We start from the raw sequence: 18,652 nt of genomic DNA on the forward strand, positions 1-18,652 counted from the left end.
ACTTATGATATTTATGAACGTATTATGTAGATTTTTAGTGTCTGCGATGCTTGCATCGGTGTCTTTGAGTTCGCTTGCCGGAGTGCGTGAGTTGCCTTTGCCGGAGGTTCCCAAGCAGATAACGGTTCCGGAGGACCGTGCGGGATATGTATTGTGTCATTTTTGGGACGGCATGGACTGGAGCGACAGTGTGTGGGTGACCGACGGACCGGCTATGGAGCAGAATTTCGTAAATTTTGTCAGCGTATTTCCTCATGCGTCGGCGGCCTCTGTCAATACTGCTGTCGATGTTATGTTTGAGAAGTTGCGTGATAATCCGGAGGCATATGAAGTTATGGCTGATATCGCGGCTATGTATCTTAACGACACGGAGTCGCCTATGAGGGATGACAGGCTGTATGTAGTGTTTCTTAACCGTTTTCTCGAAGACAAGGTGCTTGATGAGGCGCGGCTTATACGATATCGTTATCAGATGGATGATGTATCGAAGAATCTGCCGGGCACCATTGCCGGTGACTTTCCTTATACCGATAGTAACGGGCGTGAGTCCACGCTTCATGCTCTGTGGGGGGCCGGATATACGATACTTATGTTTTATGACCCCGAGTGCCGTCATTGTCATCAGGTGATTGATTTTTTATCACGTTCGGAGCCGGTCAACCGTCGGCTTGACGAGAAGTCGTTGCGTATACTGGCCGTTGACACGAGCGAGAGCGATATGCCGGCTGACGCACTATCTATACCACCGACATGGGTCTCGGCCCGTACCGATGAATCGGTTGAGGACGCCGGGCTGTATTCTTTCCGTGAGATGCCTGCTTTGTATCTGCTTTCGCCGGGCAATGAGGTCATCTTGAAGGATGCTTCGCCCGAAGCTATTATAAAAATACTTTCTGACATCGAGTAGATTGGCAATATAATGGCATATTGCCGCGTATTTGCGTTAAACAGGCGTTAAATTAAGTGGCATGTGTGAATTAATCTCAATTATGGGTGTATGTATGTGACAAAGCTGTATTTGAATTGTTTTACATGCAAACGAATAAAGACCCATATATTTGATAATTGCTAATCTATGAAGATGCACACGCGCAAAATAGGGCTTACTCTGTAGGGGTAGGCCCTATATGCGATAAAAGCCGCGGCCTCGTTATGGTCACGGCTTTTATTGAATCGGCATCGGCTCGTATTTGCCGTAGATACCGATTTGACAGATGTAAGTTCTTACTTTTGGATTTTAGCGCCGGGAGCTCCTACGTTATTGAGCTCATTTACTTCCTGCTTTACGTTTTTGAGAGTCGCCTCCTCATATTTGCTGTCTTGAAGTCCCGGCATTTCATTTGTGGGATACTCTGCTGTTTCAGTTGTGATTTTCTTGTCGTGTGCCATTGTTTTTATTAATTAAGATTATACTTTTCACAACAAAGTAGCATAATATGAGGTTCACACATTTGTAATATGGATAACATAAAAAACAATTATTAAAAAGGTAGCAAATCCGCTGATCCGTTTACTGTGTGCGCCCGCTGGTCCGGGTTATAATGTTGCGCCGTGTTATGATTGTATTCAAAAAAGAAGCCGCCGACAATTAGCGTCGGTGGCTTCCGGTAGCAAAGTAGAGATTGTGGTAGCCCATAGGAGAATCGAACTCCTCTTTCAAGAATGAAAATCTTGCGTCCTAACCGATAGACGAATGGGCCGTAAAAGGTTGTGCTTCCGTCAGAGCGGACACATACTCCTTTTAAGCGTTGGCAAGCTTGTTGATGTGGCGAGCGAGTGAGCTCTTGAGATTGCCGGCTTTGTTCTTGGAGATAGTACCTTTTCTTGCAAGACGGTCAAGCAGTGAGCTTACTTTGTTGTAAGTTTCAGTAGCTTCTGTCTTGTCAGTTATTGCGCGAAGACGACGTACGGCGTTGCGTGCAGTCTTTGCGTAATAGCGGTTACGGAGTCTACGTGACTCTGTCTGACGGATTCTCTTAATAGATGACTTATGATTTGCCATTATAAAAAGTTCGTTTTGTTGTTATTATAATTTTGGTAGCCCATAGGAGAATCGAACTCCTCTTTCAAGAATGAAAATCTTGCGTCCTAACCGATAGACGAATGGGCCGATAATGCGCTTGGCGCAAAAGCGAGTGCAAATATAGATACTTTTTTTTTCTCTCGCAAATATTTTTCAATAAATCACTCATTTATGTCTATATAGCTTTCATTTTGGCCCTTTTTTAGCCCGGACAGAGTGAATAAACCGTGCAAATCAGTAGTCCAACAGTCTGCCGTAATCGTGCCAGTCTCCAATCAAGTAGCCTTGTCGGCTTGCTTCAATCAGTTTTTTTAGTCTGCTGTCGAAGAGCTCCCTACGTGATTTAGTCCTTTGTATGTTGTCGATTCTTACGCGCTGATATAATGGAGGCGATGAAGTGAAATTGGCCCACGCCTCGGGATCTGTTTCGAAAATCGCGATAATTTCCGGCAAAATTACAAACTCTTTGTCAAGATCGGGGCATGCGGCACGGCCTGCATCGGTCATCATGCCAAGTTTTTCGAGTCTGCGGCAACGCTCTTTGTTTAGCTCCGTCCAATTGCTTGATTTTGACCGTGGGCCGAATCGTTGCAGCACTACTCCGTCTACATTTTTAAGAGTTGAGTCAATCCATCCGAAGCAGAGTGCTTCTTCTACCGCATCAATATACCATAAAGTGTCTTCGGGCGGAGTCTTGCCGCGCTTTGCCGCTATCCAGCACTCTTTTGCCGTGTCGTGATTCTCGCTTAACCATTTGCGGAAATCGTCGCGAGTATTTATGTCAAGTATGTTTTGTGGAGTCATTACACTCGTTATCTATTTATAAATATGTATGAAAATAGGGCGTCATAACAAATTTAGCAATAAATCTTAATTCATACAAAAGCCACGTCGGATTAGAATAGAAATTGCTAAATTTGTGAGACATATCGTTTTTTCATCGATTGGCATTGTCTTAAGAGTAAATTTTCTGATGTTTAAATCGCTTCATTGCATAGCGCTGCGCACGGTCAGGTACAGTGACCGCCATAATATAGTCACGGTTTACAGCCATGAGCAGGGACGTGTGTCGTTGCTTGTGTCTGCCGGTAGGTCGCGGGAGGCATCGCGGCAGCGGGCATTGACTATGCCTATGTCTTTGTTTGAGTGCGTAGCCGATGTGAAGCCGGGGCGTGATATTCTGAGTATGCGCGAAGTACGTCAGTCCATGCCTCTCCATGATATATACAGTCATCCGGTCAAGGTGGCGGTAGCGATGTTTCTTGCGGAGGTCCTCGGAGTTATACTTCGTGAAAGTCAGGAAGATAGCATGCTGTTCAGTTATATAGCTCACGCAACAGGTGTCCTTGATGCTGCTGATGATATGACGACCGCCAATTTTCCAGTCGCTTTTATGTATGGGCTCGGTAGGTTTACAGGTATCGAACCTGATATGTCTACCTATGCTCCGGGGCGTGTGTTTGACATGGTTGACGGTGTGTTCAGGGTGTCGCTACCGCTTCACCGCGATTTTCTGGAAGGTGACGATGCCGCTGCGGTATATGTACTTTCGCGTATGAACTGGGAGAATATAAGGCACTTCAGGTTTAACCGCGTTCAGCGCCGTCGTATTCTTGAGGTGGTCATGCGTTATTATACGTTGCACTACGCATCGCTGTCATCGGTTAATTCAATTGCGGTATTGAAGGAACTGTTTGATTGAAAAAACGCGATTGACTCGTCGGCCAACCGCGTTGTTCATATCTGTATACTCAGACATCGACGACGGCGATTTCATCCGTCTGTTTTGAGATTACTATCTCTCGCTGTCTTTCAGTTCTTTGCCTGTAAAACGCTGCATATCGGACTATTGTTTAATTAGCAATAGTTAAAGATTGTGTCTGATGGCTTCCACGATGGGCCGAAGTGAAAATGCACGCCACGTTTATATGGTCAGCCTGTACTACGTATGTTTTGACGGATGGCCCCGTTGGGTATGGATACAAAAAAAGGGCAAGCTTACTACATCGCACCGCTACAACCCGGTACCGTTGCTCCGGTCAAGGCCTGGCGGAGTTCCCGGGGAGCTGGTCGTGTAGGACTTACCCGTTGCAAAGTTACTGCTTTTTTCAATAATGACAAGCGATGTTAAGAAAAATTCATTACTTTTGCGTATATATAGTCCGGAAATCAATATATATTGCCGTGGATTAGTATATTTTAAGGAAGAAGTATGAAAAAACTTTTAGTTGGAGTGGCCTTGCCGGTGTTGTTGTCGGCTGCTATCAATGTTTATGCGCGTCAGCTTACGGTAGATGAGGCAACAGCCCTTGCCGAGGGATTTGTCTTAAATAATTTGGTGAAAAATGACGGTTCGCGAAGCTCCATAGCTGAAATGAAGCTTGTATATTCTGCCTCAGTATCTGATGATGTTCTTGACGAGACGGCATATTATGTCTTTGACCGCGGTACTGATGACGGCTATGTGATTGTGTCGGGTGACGACAGATTGCGTCCTGTATTGGGTTATGCTTCGGTAGGTAAATTTGATGTGGATTCTCTTCCTCCTAACATGAAATGGTGGCTTGGTGAGTATGCTCGTGAGATTGCCGCGTTTTTATGTAATCAGGATGAAAACAGCGCGGTGCTGATCCGGCAACCTGAACGCACGGAGAGTGCGGAGCGTAACACGGTGGCTCCTTTAGTCACGACTATATGGAATCAGACCGCTCCATATAATGACCAATGCCCTTTGTCTCTCGGCCGGAAGTCGGTAACAGGTTGCGTGGCTACGGCAATGGCACAGATTGTTAATTATCATAACTGGCCGCAGGGTACCGGGGCTGGAACATATTCGTATACTATTAAGCTGAACGGAGTGGCTTCAAAGGTGCAGTTTAATTACAGCGCCACTACTTTTGCATGGGCCAATATGCTTGACGATTATTCAGCGGGTAATCCGGGATTTTCGCAGAAAATGGCTGTAGCCAACCTTATGCTTGCTTGCGGAGTAGGTGTGCATATGAAATATTCGCCTGATGAAAGCGGTGCATATTCATTTGCGGTGCCTTATGCGCTGATTAATTATTTCAAGTATGACAGTGCGACGCGCATGCTGTTGCGTGATTATTATTATGCGTCGGAATGGGAAGATATCGTTTATAGAGAGATTTCGGAAGGCCGTCCAGTGTTATACTCCGGTACCAATGATGCCGGTGCCGGTCATGCATTTGTCTGTGACGGGTACGGAGCCGATGGGCTGTTTCATATCAACTGGGGCTGGGGCGGATATTATGACGATTATTTCGCATTGTCGGCCCTTAATCCAGAAGGGCAAGGCACAGGCGGCAATGTCGGCGGATTTAATTATGGTCAGGATATAATTGTAGGTATAAAGCCGGCGGCTTCCGGCACAGGGAAAAGTAACGGATATATATTGAGCGGGGGTGCGTTTACCTATGGCGATAACAAGTTTAATACTTCTGACGGTGTATTTAATTATTATCCGCAGTCGTTCAAGGGCGAGCTCGGTGTCGAGGTCGTTAAGTCAAATGCCGTGGGTGCGGGTGTATTCGTTACTGCTGGGTCGATAGATTGGGGCGCGGCTGATATGGCTACCGGCAGTCTGCCGGGTTATAATATCGGTTTGCCGGTGTCAATTGTAAACGGATTGCAGCCGGGAAGCTACAAAGTGTATCCTGCTTGGAAGGGTATGGCCGGCAGATGGGAGCGTATGTTATGTCCTGTGTCTGAACAGTGTTTTGTGACACTGACCGTAACTTCCGACGGCAAATATGTGTATAGCAACGAGGGGCCCGTTACAGGTATATCAGACATCATCGCCGATGAGGGCTTCAGAGTGTGCAGCCGTGCTTCTGCCGTTGTTGTGAGCGGTGTCGCCGGCGATGTGGTTGAGATATATGATCTGCGCGGAGTGCTTGTGGCCAAAACAAAGGCCTCGCCGGATGAGACCGTGATATCGCTTACTCCGGGTTTATATGTGGTGAGGTGCGGAGGTAATTCCAAGAAAGTATCGGTCGGAAGTCGATAATTCACGATTTAATTGTTAGTCTACTCTGCCTATTTTTACATTTCGACCTGCTTTGCAGATGATTAGGTCAAAGTAGGATTGTATTGGCATAAAAAAGGTCCGTTCATTTTGTGAACGGACCTTAGGAAGGAATTGCGCTTCAAGATGGACTCGAACCAACGACCCTCTGATTAACAGTCAGATGCTCTAACCGACTGAGCTATTGAAGCTTTGTATGTTAATTGCCTTCCTTTGCGCTTCAAGATGGACTCGAACCAACGACCCTCTGATTAACAGTCAGATGCTCTAACCGACTGAGCTATTGAAGCATTGAAAGATTAATTTATCTCCGACTTTTCGGAAATTGCGATGCAAAATTACACTCAAATTTTTTATTATGCAACATTTAAGGCTAAAAAATGCATTATGCCGCTCATTTTTTATGGATGAGGATGATGCAATCACATGTTTCGGGCAATGATGTAATCAAACATTGACACAAAAGTGTCGCGGATTTCCGATGCAGGAAACTCCATGATTATGCCCACAGCCTCGTTGCGGAGCTCTTCCATACGCCGATAAGCATAGTCGATGCCGCCTGCGGCTTTGGCATAGTCGATAAGACGGGCTATCTCGCCTGAACTGAGTGAGTCGTTGCAAACGAGCCTGTACATATTGTCGCGTTCAGGAAGATCATTGCGCGAGAGGGCATATAGCAGAGGCAGTGTGACCTTGCCTTCGCGCAGGTCGTTGCCGGTAGGCTTGCCTATGCTGTCATCTGCAAAATAGTCAAATATGTCGTCGCGTATCTGGAAGCATTGGCCGAATAACCACGCGAAGCGTCCAAGCCGGTCTATGTCACTGCAGGAGGCGTTGACTGAATATCCCCCCATTTTTGTGCATGCCACGAAAAGCGATGCTGTTTTCTTACCTATTATATTAAGATAGGCTTTTTCGTCAAGTATGTGACGGCGTGCCTTGCTTATCTGGTCTATCTCGCCGAGTGACAGTGTGCGTCCGAGGTCTGCTATAGTGTTTATTATGCGCAGGTCATTGGCCGCTACAGCTTGTCTTAGCGAGCAGGAAGTGAAAAAGTCACCTGTGAGTACGGCTATATGATTGTCCCATATGGCGTTTATTGTGGGACGGTTGCGCCGGGTGTGGGTGTCATCGACCACATCATCATGTATTAGCGATGCATTGTGGAGCATTTCAATCGCCGCCGCCGCCGATATGGTCACTTCATTTACGTCTCCAAGCAGTTTCGCGCTTAGTATGACAAGTATGGGGCGTATTTGTTTTCCTTTTGTCTTAAGATAGTTGCCGACTATCTCGTTCATCATCTCATTGGATGTGGACAGCGTATCGACCATGCGCGTGTTAAGCTGTCGTAGTTCAGGTGCGATTGTATGCTGGATGTTGTCTAAAATCGTCATGTCGGCAAATTGTTGTGCAAAATTAGTAAAAGTTACAATTTATAGCTATATTTATGCTGTAATTTATTATCGATATATTAATATACATATCCTGATGGCTGACAACAAACTGTTTTTACTTGATGCTTATGCATTGATATACCGTGCTTATTATGCACTGATAAGGGCGCCACGCCTTACGGCCCATGGCTTCAACACTTCTGCCGTTTTCGGCTTTGTCAACACTCTCGACGAGGTGCTTCGTCGTGAAAATCCGACTCATATAGCGGTGTGTTTTGACCCGCCGGGACCTACGTTTCGCCATGAGGCGTATCCGGAGTATAAGGCGCAGCGCGACAAGCAGCCCGAGGATATAACGATGTCGCTTCCTTATATCAAGGAGATAGTAAAAGCCTACGGCATACCTGTGGTGGAGGTGCCCGGATATGAGGCTGACGATGTGATAGGCACTTTGTCGCGTAAGGCCGAGCAAAGCGGGCTTACAACCTATATGATGACTCCCGACAAGGACTACGGACAGCTGGTGACCGACAATGTATTCATATTCAAGCCGGGACAGCGCGGAAGCGACATGGAGATATGCGGTCCTAAGGAGATATGCGACAAGTACGGAATAGACACTCCGTTGCAGGTCATAGACATACTCGCTCTTGAAGGTGACGCTGTGGATAATATACCCGGATGTCCGGGAGTGGGTCAGAAGACCGCTTCCAAACTGATATCGATATGGGGAAGCGTTGAAAATCTTATAAAGCATGTCGATGACCTCAAAGGTGCGGTGCAGAAAAAGATAACCGATAACTCCGAGCAGATAAAGTTCTCGAAGTTTCTTGCCACGATTAAGACCGATGTGCCGGTGGATCTTGACTTGGATGCCCTGAAACTCGGTGACCGTGATCTTAATACCTTGCGTAAAGTATTTACAGAACTCGAGTTTCGCACGTTTCTTAAAAAACTTGGTCCCGTATCGGGTGATGACGAGAATGAGAATATTAAAGATACGGCAGTTTCTAAACGCGACGGCGTTATGCCGTCGTTGTTTGACAATATCGACGAGGCTGTCACTACACAGGATGCTTCGACGACATCATTGGCTGATGTGCGGGTTTCCTACCGTGAACTTTCGTCTGTTGACGATGTATCGCAGTTTGTAGGCGAGGTTATAAAATCGTCATGTATAGGTGTGGCGTTCTATGTGGCTGGTGCCGAGGCCATGACCGCGTCATGGCAGGGCCTTGCTGTCACTGCCGAAACGGGCGTAGCCCGATATATAGCCATGCCGGTATTTCCTGATCAGCGACGGCAGATATTGGATGCCATAACGCCGTTATTTACTACACCTTCACTTACTGTCGTTAGCCATGACGTAAAACGTGACATTATATTGCTGCGTCGAGAGGGCATCGGTTGGACATCACCGTACTACGATATTTCGGTGGCCCACTACTTGCTTGAACCGGAAATGAACCATTCGCTGCCGCGTGTGGCTCTCGCGTATCTTGATTATAAGACTCTCGAATATGCTGAGGAAGAGCCGGGACGCAGAAAATCGGCGGGAAAGATAGTGCCCGGTGAAGAAATAATGCTTTTCTGTGAAACAGCCGATGTCATACTGCGTCTTTATGGCAAGCTATCCGCCGACATAGCCGCTTCGGGACTCGATCATCTTATGACCGACATCGAATTGCCGTTGATAAAGGTGCTTGCCGATATGGAGTGGACCGGAGTAAGAGTGGATGTGCTTGTACTTGCCGAACTGTCGCGTAAGTTCACCGCCCGTCTTCATGAGATGGAGCGCCGTGTATATGAACTTGCGGGTGGAGCGTTTAACGTAAGTTCACCGACGCAGGTGGGCAGTGTGTTGTTTGAGCGGCTTAAGCTCGATCCTAATGCCAAACGTACAAAGCGCGGGGCCTACTCCACAACAGAAGAGATACTTGAAAAGTATCGCGACGCCCATCCTATAGTCGAGCTGATACTTGACATAAGGGGTATGCGCAAACTGCTTGCCACATATGTCGATGCGTTGCCGTCGCTCGTTAATCCGCGCACTGGAAAAATTCATACCACTTACAACCAGACCGTTACCGCTACGGGGCGTATATCATCGGTAAGTCCAAATCTCCAGAACATACCTATACGTACCGAAGAAGGACGTGAGATAAGACGGGCGTTTATAGCCGACAAGGGTGACCTTATCATGAGTGCCGACTACTCGCAGATAGAGCTACGTGTCATAGCCGACATAAGCGGTGACGAAGACATGATAGAGGCATTTGTGGCCAATGCAGACATACATCAGTCGACTGCAGCCAAGATATATCATGTGAATCTGCCGGATGTCACCGAGGAGCAGCGTCGCCGTGCCAAGACCGCCAATTTCGGTATAATTTACGGTATATCGGCATTCGGTCTCGCTCAGAGACTGCGCATACCGCGATATGAGGCCAAAGAGCTTATAGACGGTTACTTCCGTACCTATCCACATATAAAGGACTATATAAATGATGCAATAGAGAAGGCCCGGTCAGAAGGTTATGTGACGACCATAATGGGGCGCAAGCGCATGCTTCCGGATATAAATTCACGCAATGCTGTAGTGCGCGGATATGCGGAGCGCAATGCCGTCAACGCTCCCATACAAGGCTCGGCGGCCGACATAATAAAACTGGCAATGGTCAATATCGCCGACGAGTTTGCCAAGACAGGACTGAAGTCAAAGATGATAATGCAGGTTCATGACGAACTGATATTCAACGTAGTACCCGATGAACTTGCGCAAGTACAGGAGATTGTGACCCGGCTCATGTCGGGAGCTTACAAAGGGCGTGTGCCGCTTGTGGTGTCGGCCGGTACCGGTAAGAACTGGCTGGAGGCACACTGATTATAAAGGTGGGTCAGGCTTTTGAAGATGTTGACGGCTTCATATAGTTGTCAAGGGTTCTGCGAAGCGAATCGACCATTATGCCGCATAGCTCGGGCGGACCGAGCACAGTAAGGTTAGGTCCGTAAGACAGAAGTTCCTGAACGAAGTCGGGAGTGATTTTGATGTTATAATAGAAAATCGAATAGCTGTCATGGAGTACCTCCTGCTGTGAATGGTGCAGCGGTACGGAGCGGAAGTATTTTGCCTGACGCGTGTCGGTACGTATAGCCACTCGCTTTACTTGTCCTTCGTCGAATATTATGCCGTAGCTGTCGTGGAAGTAGGCTTCGGCATCGAAGTCTTCGGGAATGGCATAAGTCGTCGTCTGCAACGACGGTTCAATCATGCGGTCAAGCGCATAGGTCTTTATCGTGTCCTCCTTGATATTGCGTCCAGTCAGATACCAGCGCTGTTTGAATATTTTGAGGAAGTACGGTTCAAGTATTATGTCGCGGGTGGGATTGATACGGGTATACGGCTGATAAGAAAACTTGATAGGACGGCGCTCTTTGAGCGAATCCACTACCATTGACAGGTGTTCGCGTGCCGATGGCACCTCTTCAAGAAATATCATGTCGCCTATGTCTTTGGCATCGTTTAGCAGATTGCCTATCGAGGCCGAATTGAGCATCCAGTTCATGACGCTCTCATAGTGTTCGTCACTCTCCTCGATATAATATTCAAATGTTGACTGATTGCACTCGATGTTTATCTTGAACAGTTCCTCTATGGCATTGCGGTAGGAGTAAAATGTTCGTCGAGGCAGAGGCTCACCGTTGGAGTAGGGCGAACGTATCCACAGTTTGTTGAGCTCCCCGCGTGACAGCGAACCGTAGCGTTTGATGGTGTCGATTAGCCAGATGTAGCGGCTGAAGAGGTCTTTTGCCATATGTGATGTAATTGTTTATCGTGCCTGTATGCTTTCTGTCGCTTCGGTATGTTTGGTGGACATGAGTGCGAGTCCGGCACAAGTGATGACGGCGTTGAGTATGATAAGTTCGAAGCTCATCTCATAGCCGTAGGCTTTGCCGAGAGTATGTTTTATAACATAGCATATCACAGGGGCGGCTATGCATATGACCGGCACCATGCGGTCGTTGACCGAGCGCCGGCTGAACATGCCGAAGGCAAACAGGCCGAGTATCGGGCCGTATGTATAGGATGCGAGTGTGTACACGGCGCTTATGGCGTCGTCCTCGTTAAGTATATGAAATAGTATGATGACACAGCCCATGGTTACGGCCATGGCTATGTGTACACGTGAACGCATGTGTGCCAGACGGGTATCTTCCATGCCGGTGCCGTCCAGTATGTCGACGGTGAATGAAGTGGTAAGCGACACGAGTGCCGATCCGGCGGCGGAGTATGCCGCCGCTACAAGCCCTGTTATAAACAAAACGCCGGTTATGACAGGCAGGGATGGATGCGATACCACGAGTCCGAATATCTCATCGCTTTTTTCCGGTATGTCAAGGCCCGGGGTATTGTCGATATATATTACGAGCAGAGTGCCGAGCATTAGAAACAGCGCTATGACGAAAAACTGCATAATGCCGCTTGTAATCATATTCTTTCTGCAATTTCTGAAGTCGCTGCATGCGAGATTGCGCTGCATCATGTCCTGATCGAGCCCGTTGAGAGCGATGGCCATGAATATGCCGGCTATAAACTGCTTCCAGAAATAAGTTCCTGCCGCCGGATCTTCAAAGAAAAATATCTTTGAAGAGTGATGGCTGCCTATTGCGTCCGCTATACCTGTGACCGGCATGTCAAGATTGTCGGCTATGAAATATATACACAGCGCGACGGATAGAATCAGGCAGAGGCTTTTAAGTGTATCGGTCCATATGAGCGACTTGACACCGCCGCGAAACGTATATAGCCATACAAGTGATACTGTCACCGCTACATTTACGCTGAACGGGATGCCCCACGGGTCGCATACAAGAGCCTGAATGACTATACACACCACAAAGAAGCGCACTGACGCTCCGAGCATTTTTGATATGAAGAAAAACCATGCTCCGGTGCGGTAGCTGTTTAATCCGAAGCGTTCGCCGAGATATCCGTAGATGGAAATGAGGTTGCGCCTGTAAAACAGCGGTACAAGTACAAAGGCTATTATCCAGTATCCTGCTATGAATCCGAGTACCATCTGCAGGTAGCTGTAGCCTTTGGCCGCTACCATGCCGGGCACGCTTATGAACGTGACTCCTGAGATGGCCGCACCCATAGTGGCTATGGCCACTATGGGCCACGGCGCTTTGCGGTTGCCGGTGAAGAAACCGTCGTTGTCGGTTTGCCGCGATGCTAAGTGGCTTACGGTGAACAATACGACAAAGTATGCTATGATGCTAATAAGTATTATTAAAGGTGTCATTTTTCCGGATATAGAAGGTATTTTGCTCGAAGCTTACGGAATTTCACGACCTCGTCGGCCCATGTGGATTTTATATCGTCGGCGCTTCTTCCTGATATGATCATCTGCCTTACCCGGGTGTTGCCTATCAGTTTGTCAAAAAACGGAGAGAAGAAGCGCGCTTTCGATGCTTCGGGCATTGAGCTGTAGGCGTCTATTATATATTGAAGATTTACTCCGGCGGATATCATGGAGTCTACGTCGGACGATGACAGATCCGTGCCGAGGCAGCGTTTGCCGAGAAGCGGCGGATTTTTAGCCCCGGGCATGCTTTGCGGTGTGAATGCGAAGTTATGGTTGCGCATGGCTGGATGGCCGTATATCTTGAAGGGTCTGTCGGTGCCGCGCCCTACACTTGCCGCTGTGCCTTCGAAAAAACATAATGAAGGATAAAGATATATTGCAGTCATGTCGCGCAGATTGGGTGATGGCGCTACAGGTAGCTCGTAACGGGTGGCATGGGTGTAGCCCGTGCAGGGTATGACGGTTATGTCAGCTTTCAGACTGCTGTTTAACCATCCTTCGCCGTTTGCCATCATGGCCAGTTCGCCCATGGTCATGCCGTGGAGCACCGGTATAGGGAGCCGTCCTACACCAGAGCGTAGTCTCATGTCGAGTACGGGGCCGTCTACGCTCATGCCCAACGGGTTTGGCCGGTCGAGTACTATGACCGGTATGTCGTGCCGGGCCGCAGCCTCGATGAGGTTAAGCATGGTTATGTAGTAGGTGTAAAACCGTGTACCTACATCCTGAAGGTCGACGGCTATGACATCGATGTCCTCCATGACTTTCGGGTCAGGAGTGTTTTTGCCTCCTGAATATAATGATGCGACAGGTATGCCGGTCACAGGATCGACACCGCTTTTTATGTGTTCGCCTGCATCGGCGGTACCCCTGAAGCCGTGTTCGGGCGAGAAGAGTGTCACTACGTTTATGCCGTGTTCAAGCATTATGTCAAGAGTGTGGCGTCCGTTGACGATTCCTGTGTGATTTGACAGGAGTGCCACGCGCTTGCCCTCCATCATGGGGTGATAGAGGGCAATACGCGAAGCTCCTACGGCGACTTCACCGGCGAATGCTACTGAGTGTCCGGCGATGAGTCCCGCCATCACAATCAACATCTGTATTGTATTGAAAATAAATCGTTTAAGCATTTTATAAAGAAGAATCGAGTATACTGAAAATTAAAGATAAAGTCAAAGATACGAATAAGTCCAGCGCAAAAGCAAATTTATTTGCTTTTGCCGAGCGGGAAAATCTAAGACATAGCCAAAGATACGAAATATTTTACATCTTGACGGGTGTATATCATTATTGCATGCAGTCTTTGTTTTTTGCTCTTTTGGAGAGCATGCGGTGACCGATGCGGCAGTAAAGACACTTTCGTGTCTCGCAATATTGGCGGCGTAGCTGGATAAGCGCTTGTGAAGTGAAGGCATCAGTGCATTCTATGCCGCTTGACGCAAACATCGCCACTATGGAGTTGCTTTCGGCTTTAAGCTCATGCAGCATGTTTATGGCATGGTCGGCGCGTTCTCGGCTATCCACGTTCATGGCGTATGCGTATAGAAGAGGTACGACCACGTTGATGACAAGTATGTCGACCGAATTTCTCCCCAAGGCAGTTGCTTTTGGTTCGTCAAGCAGGCTGTTGAACGAATAGTGCCGTGCCCAGTAGCCGGCAAGCTCTATATTGAATAGGGCTCTGACGTTATCGACCGATGTGGCGTCGATGATGCGCGACATCAGCTTGAAGCCTCCAAAGAGCAGACTGGCCAAAAAAGCGATACGGCGATGAGGAAAATTGGCCGGGCGCATCCTCGACATTTTCCATCCCGGAGAGGCCGTACGTTTTAATGAGAACTTGTGTGAAAGAAATGCGTATTCGTTTTTAAGAAGAGTTATGTAGGGGTCGTCATCGGCTGCTTTGTCAAGGAAGCCGGCTTGTCCGAAAAGCAAGGCTTCGATGCTCAATTGCGAGTCACTGTGTTTGCCGATGAACTGCAGTGGCAGACTCATGGCAAGGTGCTCAAACGGGTCGCCGTTTACGCCGAAGCCAAGTGCACGGGCAAGGGTTATATAGCATACCGACTCCCAGTCACCCGCCATACGGCTCAGATGTCCTGATATACGGTCGGTCTTGGCATAAAGACGCTCGTAGGCCAGACTGTCGAGCCATGAGTGCAGGTAGATGGCGTCGAGACTTTTTATCTCGTCGGCGCATGGCAGCCCGCAGCCGGCCTTTGTCACAAGACTGTCGTAGGCATGTCGGAAGTCGGGAGCGCACGGCATTCGCATCTGCGGTATGACACGTCCGTCGTTCAGGGTTATTGCGGTGTCGTCTTTGCCGACTACATGAAGTATGACCGATCGGTATGCCGGATCATCTTGGTGGCCGTGGCGGTGCCAGTCGCTCGCTTTCACATGTATCTCGACATCACCGGCCCACATCTCGTCACCTATCTTTATTTTGGCATTGAAAAAGTCGGGTCCCGAGTTTGCATTCAACTGTCCCGGATCGATTACTGTCACTCGGCGCCGGTCGACGGTGAACATGTCGACGCGAGGCCATAGACGGTGTTGCCATATGTATTGCATGAGCTTTTCCACGGGATTGACGATATGGTACAAAGATAATCAAAAAAATTAGAAATCAATAGGGGAAAATGCGTAACTTTGTATCATTATGACGGATGATGCAAAAATTTCTTTGACGGGCATGACCATTGACAGACTGCAGGAGGTAGCGGCCGAATGCGGTATGCCTCGGTTTGCCGCCCGACAGATGGCTGACTGGCTATATGTCAAGCGTATAGCAGATGTCGACGATATGACAAATTTGTCTAAAAAAGCCCGCGAGACGCTATCACGGCGATATTGTGTGGGTCGTGCCGCTCCCAAGGCTTCGGCCCGGTCTGTTGACGGTACAGTGAAGTATCTTTTTGACGGCAAAGGCGGTCGTGATGTCGAAGCGGTATATATACCTGATCGCGACAGAGCCACACTGTGTGTGTCGTCGCAGGCGGGTTGTCGTATGGGGTGCAAGTTTTGCATGACGGGCCGACAGGGATTCCACGGCAATCTCACAGCCGGCGACATAATCAATCAGGTGCTTTCCATACCTGAAAGCGAGTCGCTGACCAATATCGTGTTTATGGGCATGGGCGAGCCTATGGATAATCTTGATGCCGTGCTTGATGCAATAACCGTTCTTACCTCTCCGTGGGGGCTTGCATGGAGCCCAAAGCGTATCACGGTGTCGACGATAGGTAAAATCACCGAGCTGAAGCGTCTGCTTGACGAGGCAAAGGTGCATGTGGCTATCAGCGTACATGCTCCGTCGGCGCCTCTGCGCGAGTCGCTGATGCCGGTGGAGAAGGCGTATCCGCTTAAAAGCGTGCTTGAATTGTTGAAGCATTATGATTTTTCACATCAGAGGCGTCTGTCAGTAGAATATATAATGTGGGGTGGATTAAATGATACCCTGCGTCATGCGCAGTCGCTCGCCCGTCTGTTGAAAGGTCTTGACTGCCGTGTGAATCTGATACGGTTCCATGCCATACCCGACAGTGACCTGCATACATCCGATGACTCTACGATGACGGCATTCCGTGACCGGCTTAACGAACTCGGCATAACCGCCACCATACGCACCTCGCGCGGCGAGGACATAGCCGCTGCCTGCGGCATGCTGGCCGGCAAATCAAAAAACGACAGTTAAAGGCATGTATCTTACTCATATAAAGATCTGTAACTTCAAGAACATTGCCGATGCGGAGCTTGATTTCTCGCCTAAGGTCAATTGCTTTCTGGGCAATAACGGCATGGGCAAGAGCAATCTTCTCGATGCGGTATATTATCTTAGTTTCTGCAAGAGTTTTACCGGCATGACTGACGCTATGCTTCTGCGTCATGGCGAGGACTTCGCTATGGTTCAGGCGAGTTATATACGCAAGGAGGTCGAGGAGGAACTTTCGCTCGGCATGGCCCGCGGTCGCCGCAAGACCCTTAAGCGCAAGGGCAAGGAGTACCAGCGTCTGTCAAGTCACATAGGGGCTTTCCCGCTTGTGCTCTCATCGCCGCAGGACATAGACATAATACGCGGCACAGGCGAAGAGCGTCGTCGGTTTATCGACATCGTCATATCGCAGAGCGATCCTGTATATCTTGATGAACTTATACGTTATAACAAGGCTCTCGAGCAGCGCAATAAACTGTTGCGCGACCGTGTTGCCGACGTAAACCTGTATATGGCATTAGAGTTACAGATGGAGCGCTCGGCTTCTTACATACACCGTATGCGCACCGCCCGTATCGATACGCTTGCTGAAATATTTGACCGTTACTACCGTACCATAGCCGGTGAAAACGAAAGTGTGACGCTGACTTATGAAAGTGTGCTTAACGAGCCGGGGCGTACTCTGACCGACCTTTTCGAACAGGCGCGAAGACGCGACGAGATACTCGGTCACACGACTGTAGGCATACACCGCGACGATATAGAGATGTCGCTTAACGGTATGCCTATGCGCAAAGCCGGTTCACAAGGACAGTGCAAGACCTATGTCATAGCGCTTAAACTTGCGCAATACGAATTTCTGCGCGATACGAGTGCCATGCACCCGATGCTGCTGCTTGACGATATATTTGACAAACTTGACGCTACGAGGGTAGAGCACATAATGGAAATCGTGACCCGCGACGGATTCGGGCAGATATTTATAACAGATACTAACCGTACTCATCTTGATGAGATAATGTCGCGCACGAGTGGTGATTATCGTATGTGGCTGGTTGAGTCGGGAACGTTGAAACCTCTGCATCAATGAAGCGTACTGACGCCAAGGCGGTTATTGATATAATAAAGGAGTATCTCGAGCGCGACGGCATAGACGTTCGATTCAATGAGCAGCGGGCCGTGTACCTGTGGCCCGAGATAGTGGGGCCGGGAGTCAATCGTTATACCACGCGGCGTTTTGTCGACAAGGGGGTGCTGCATGTCTATATATCATCGGCGGCTCTTAAAAACGAACTGTCGTTTATGCGTCCGCAGATTATCGAGGCCATAAACACAGCTGTCGGGACGCCGGTCATTACCGAAATATCACTGCATTAGTCGGTAGCAGGATGCTGCTGTGATTTTGACATTAACAGCTCCAATATGGCTTTGCGGTATGATGAATGATTGGGCATGCCGCCGAAAAGTCCTCCTAACGGAGGTAGAAGTATCTTTATAAAATCACCGTTGACGAAGTTGATGGCGCACACATAGGCTCCAACCCAGTTCTTTTTTATTTCGCAATTATCAATTTGAGAAAAGTGATATATCGGCAGGATGTCGTGCGGATCTACCGGCGACTCCACATTGACTGCAAATTGCATTAGCATAGATGTAAGGTCGGGCTCGTCAATCTCGACATTCTCATAGTGCCACATCTCTTGCTCACATGGTACGATGACAAGGCAATCCTCCGAGTAACCTATATATGCGTCAAACGTCGATTCTTTGCCCTTGGTTATATATAGCAGAGGTGCATCGGCCATAGGACGGATAAGGTTGGCGGTGGAGTCATAGGCAGCGTTGGAGTAGAAGCGTCTGAGCTTTACTTCTTTTACAATAGCGTGTATGCCCGCTTTAAAATTTTGACCGTAAGGAAGATGTGCCGCTACGGAGGAAATCATGTTTGCTTCGCTGAATATTGCCATGCCTGAAAAATAGATTTACTGTTACTGTGATAATATCATCAATGTATGCAAAATTAATGATTTGTATGGAAACAGTAAAGAAAACAGCCATTCGGTTTATGGCCGAATGGCTGTTTTATATGTCTGCCTACGG

16 protein-coding genes, 4 tRNA genes and 1 other RNA gene are annotated in these 18,652 nt (G+C 48.3%); 7 read left to right on the forward strand and 14 right to left on the reverse strand.

The window, feature by feature from the left end; translation table 11 throughout:
- The first annotated feature begins 13 nt into the window (after positions 1-13).
- Positions 14-907, forward strand: a complete 894-nt coding sequence (locus tag FW767_RS04345) for a DUF5106 domain-containing protein (RefSeq protein ID WP_205523806.1) — start codon at positions 14-16, stop codon at positions 905-907.
- A 317-nt stretch (positions 908-1,224) separates the two neighbouring features.
- Here the strand turns inward: FW767_RS04345 and FW767_RS13115 are convergent, their stop codons facing one another.
- From FW767_RS13115 to FW767_RS04365, 5 genes are all read right to left on the reverse strand, one after another.
- Positions 1,225-1,389, reverse strand: coding sequence for a hypothetical protein (locus FW767_RS13115; RefSeq protein WP_205523807.1), 165 nt, complete (start codon positions 1,387-1,389; stop codon positions 1,225-1,227).
- A 236-nt stretch (positions 1,390-1,625) separates the two neighbouring features.
- Positions 1,626-1,700, reverse strand: a tRNA-Glu gene (locus FW767_RS04350).
- Positions 1,701-1,741: 41 nt separating this feature from the next.
- Positions 1,742-2,002 carry a 30S ribosomal protein S20 gene (gene rpsT / locus FW767_RS04355; protein ID WP_121698653.1) on the reverse strand — a complete coding sequence of 87 codons (261 nt, stop codon included), beginning with the start codon at positions 2,000-2,002 and terminating at the stop codon, positions 1,742-1,744.
- 33 nt (positions 2,003-2,035) lie between these two features.
- Positions 2,036-2,110: transfer RNA gene (locus FW767_RS04360), tRNA-Glu, on the reverse strand.
- Between the two features lie 147 nt (positions 2,111-2,257).
- Positions 2,258-2,827 (reverse strand): YdeI/OmpD-associated family protein, encoded by a 570-nt coding sequence (locus FW767_RS04365; RefSeq protein ID WP_121698654.1) that lies wholly within the window; start codon positions 2,825-2,827, stop codon positions 2,258-2,260.
- 169 nt (positions 2,828-2,996) lie between these two features.
- Between FW767_RS04365 and recO the strand changes: the two genes are divergently transcribed.
- Positions 2,997-3,725 (forward strand): DNA repair protein RecO, encoded by a 729-nt coding sequence (recO, locus tag FW767_RS04370; RefSeq protein ID WP_121698655.1) that lies wholly within the window; start codon positions 2,997-2,999, stop codon positions 3,723-3,725.
- Positions 3,726-4,010: 285 nt separating this feature from the next.
- On the opposite strand, the gene ffs is transcribed toward recO, so the two are convergent.
- An RNA gene (gene ffs / locus FW767_RS04375) (signal recognition particle sRNA small type) lies at positions 4,011-4,110 on the reverse strand.
- Between the two features lie 125 nt (positions 4,111-4,235).
- Between ffs and FW767_RS04380 the strand changes: the two genes are divergently transcribed.
- The gene (locus FW767_RS04380) at positions 4,236-6,053 is read left to right on the forward strand and encodes a thiol protease/hemagglutinin PrtT (RefSeq protein WP_121698656.1); all 1,818 of its coding nucleotides are present in this window, start codon (positions 4,236-4,238) and stop codon (positions 6,051-6,053) included.
- A 135-nt stretch (positions 6,054-6,188) separates the two neighbouring features.
- Here FW767_RS04380 and FW767_RS04385 read toward each other — a convergent pair.
- The 3 genes from FW767_RS04385 to FW767_RS04395 form a co-directional block, all read right to left on the reverse strand.
- A tRNA-Asn gene (locus FW767_RS04385) sits at positions 6,189-6,262 on the reverse strand.
- Positions 6,263-6,287: 25 nt separating this feature from the next.
- A tRNA-Asn gene (locus FW767_RS04390) sits at positions 6,288-6,361 on the reverse strand.
- A 132-nt stretch (positions 6,362-6,493) separates the two neighbouring features.
- Positions 6,494-7,468 (reverse strand): polyprenyl synthetase family protein, encoded by a 975-nt coding sequence (locus FW767_RS04395; protein WP_121698657.1) that lies wholly within the window; start codon positions 7,466-7,468, stop codon positions 6,494-6,496.
- A gap of 94 nt (positions 7,469-7,562) precedes the next feature.
- On the opposite strand from FW767_RS04395, the gene polA reads away from it, so the two are divergent.
- Entirely contained in the window at positions 7,563-10,352 is a 2,790-nt protein-coding gene (gene polA, locus FW767_RS04400) for a DNA polymerase I (protein WP_121698658.1), read from the forward strand.
- Positions 10,353-10,365: 13 nt separating this feature from the next.
- Here polA and FW767_RS04405 read toward each other — a convergent pair whose 3' ends face one another.
- The 4 genes from FW767_RS04405 to FW767_RS04420 form a co-directional block, all read right to left on the reverse strand.
- A complete protein-coding gene (locus FW767_RS04405) occupies positions 10,366-11,283 on the reverse strand; it encodes a helix-turn-helix transcriptional regulator (RefSeq protein WP_121698659.1) in 918 nt (305 codons plus the stop codon).
- A 15-nt stretch (positions 11,284-11,298) separates the two neighbouring features.
- Complete coding sequence (locus tag FW767_RS04410; RefSeq protein WP_121698660.1) at positions 11,299-12,774, reverse strand: sodium:solute symporter; 1,476 nt, start codon at positions 12,772-12,774, stop codon at positions 11,299-11,301.
- Positions 12,771-13,967, reverse strand: coding sequence for an exo-beta-N-acetylmuramidase NamZ family protein (locus FW767_RS04415; RefSeq protein ID WP_121698661.1), 1,197 nt, complete (start codon positions 13,965-13,967; stop codon positions 12,771-12,773). The genes FW767_RS04410 and FW767_RS04415 overlap by 4 nt, the downstream gene beginning before the upstream one ends.
- 157 nt (positions 13,968-14,124) lie before the next feature.
- Positions 14,125-15,423 (reverse strand): DUF2851 family protein, encoded by a 1,299-nt coding sequence (locus FW767_RS04420; protein WP_121698662.1) that lies wholly within the window; start codon positions 15,421-15,423, stop codon positions 14,125-14,127.
- A gap of 76 nt (positions 15,424-15,499) precedes the next feature.
- Here FW767_RS04420 and rlmN point away from each other — a divergent pair, with 76 nt between their 5' ends.
- Genes rlmN through FW767_RS04435 form a run of 3 tightly spaced genes read left to right on the forward strand, consistent with a single transcriptional unit; the run spans position 15,500 to position 17,929 of the window.
- The gene (gene rlmN, locus FW767_RS04425; protein WP_150980370.1) at positions 15,500-16,534 is read left to right on the forward strand and encodes a 23S rRNA (adenine(2503)-C(2))-methyltransferase RlmN; all 1,035 of its coding nucleotides are present in this window, start codon (positions 15,500-15,502) and stop codon (positions 16,532-16,534) included.
- Positions 16,535-16,538: 4 nt separating this feature from the next.
- Complete coding sequence (recF, locus tag FW767_RS04430; protein WP_121698664.1) at positions 16,539-17,642, forward strand: DNA replication/repair protein RecF; 1,104 nt, start codon at positions 16,539-16,541, stop codon at positions 17,640-17,642.
- Positions 17,639-17,929, forward strand: a complete 291-nt coding sequence (locus FW767_RS04435; protein WP_121698665.1) for a DUF721 domain-containing protein — start codon at positions 17,639-17,641, stop codon at positions 17,927-17,929. Before recF ends, FW767_RS04435 begins: the two co-directional genes overlap by 4 nt.
- Here the strand turns inward: FW767_RS04435 and FW767_RS04440 are convergent.
- The gene (locus tag FW767_RS04440; protein ID WP_121698666.1) at positions 17,926-18,519 is read right to left on the reverse strand and encodes a hypothetical protein; all 594 of its coding nucleotides are present in this window, start codon (positions 18,517-18,519) and stop codon (positions 17,926-17,928) included. The genes FW767_RS04435 and FW767_RS04440 overlap by 4 nt on opposite strands.
- Positions 18,520-18,652: the final 133 nt, after the last annotated feature.

The sequence above is a fragment of the Heminiphilus faecis genome (assembly GCF_008728965.1).
GTDB lineage: Bacteria > Bacteroidota > Bacteroidia > Bacteroidales > Muribaculaceae > Muribaculum > Muribaculum faecis.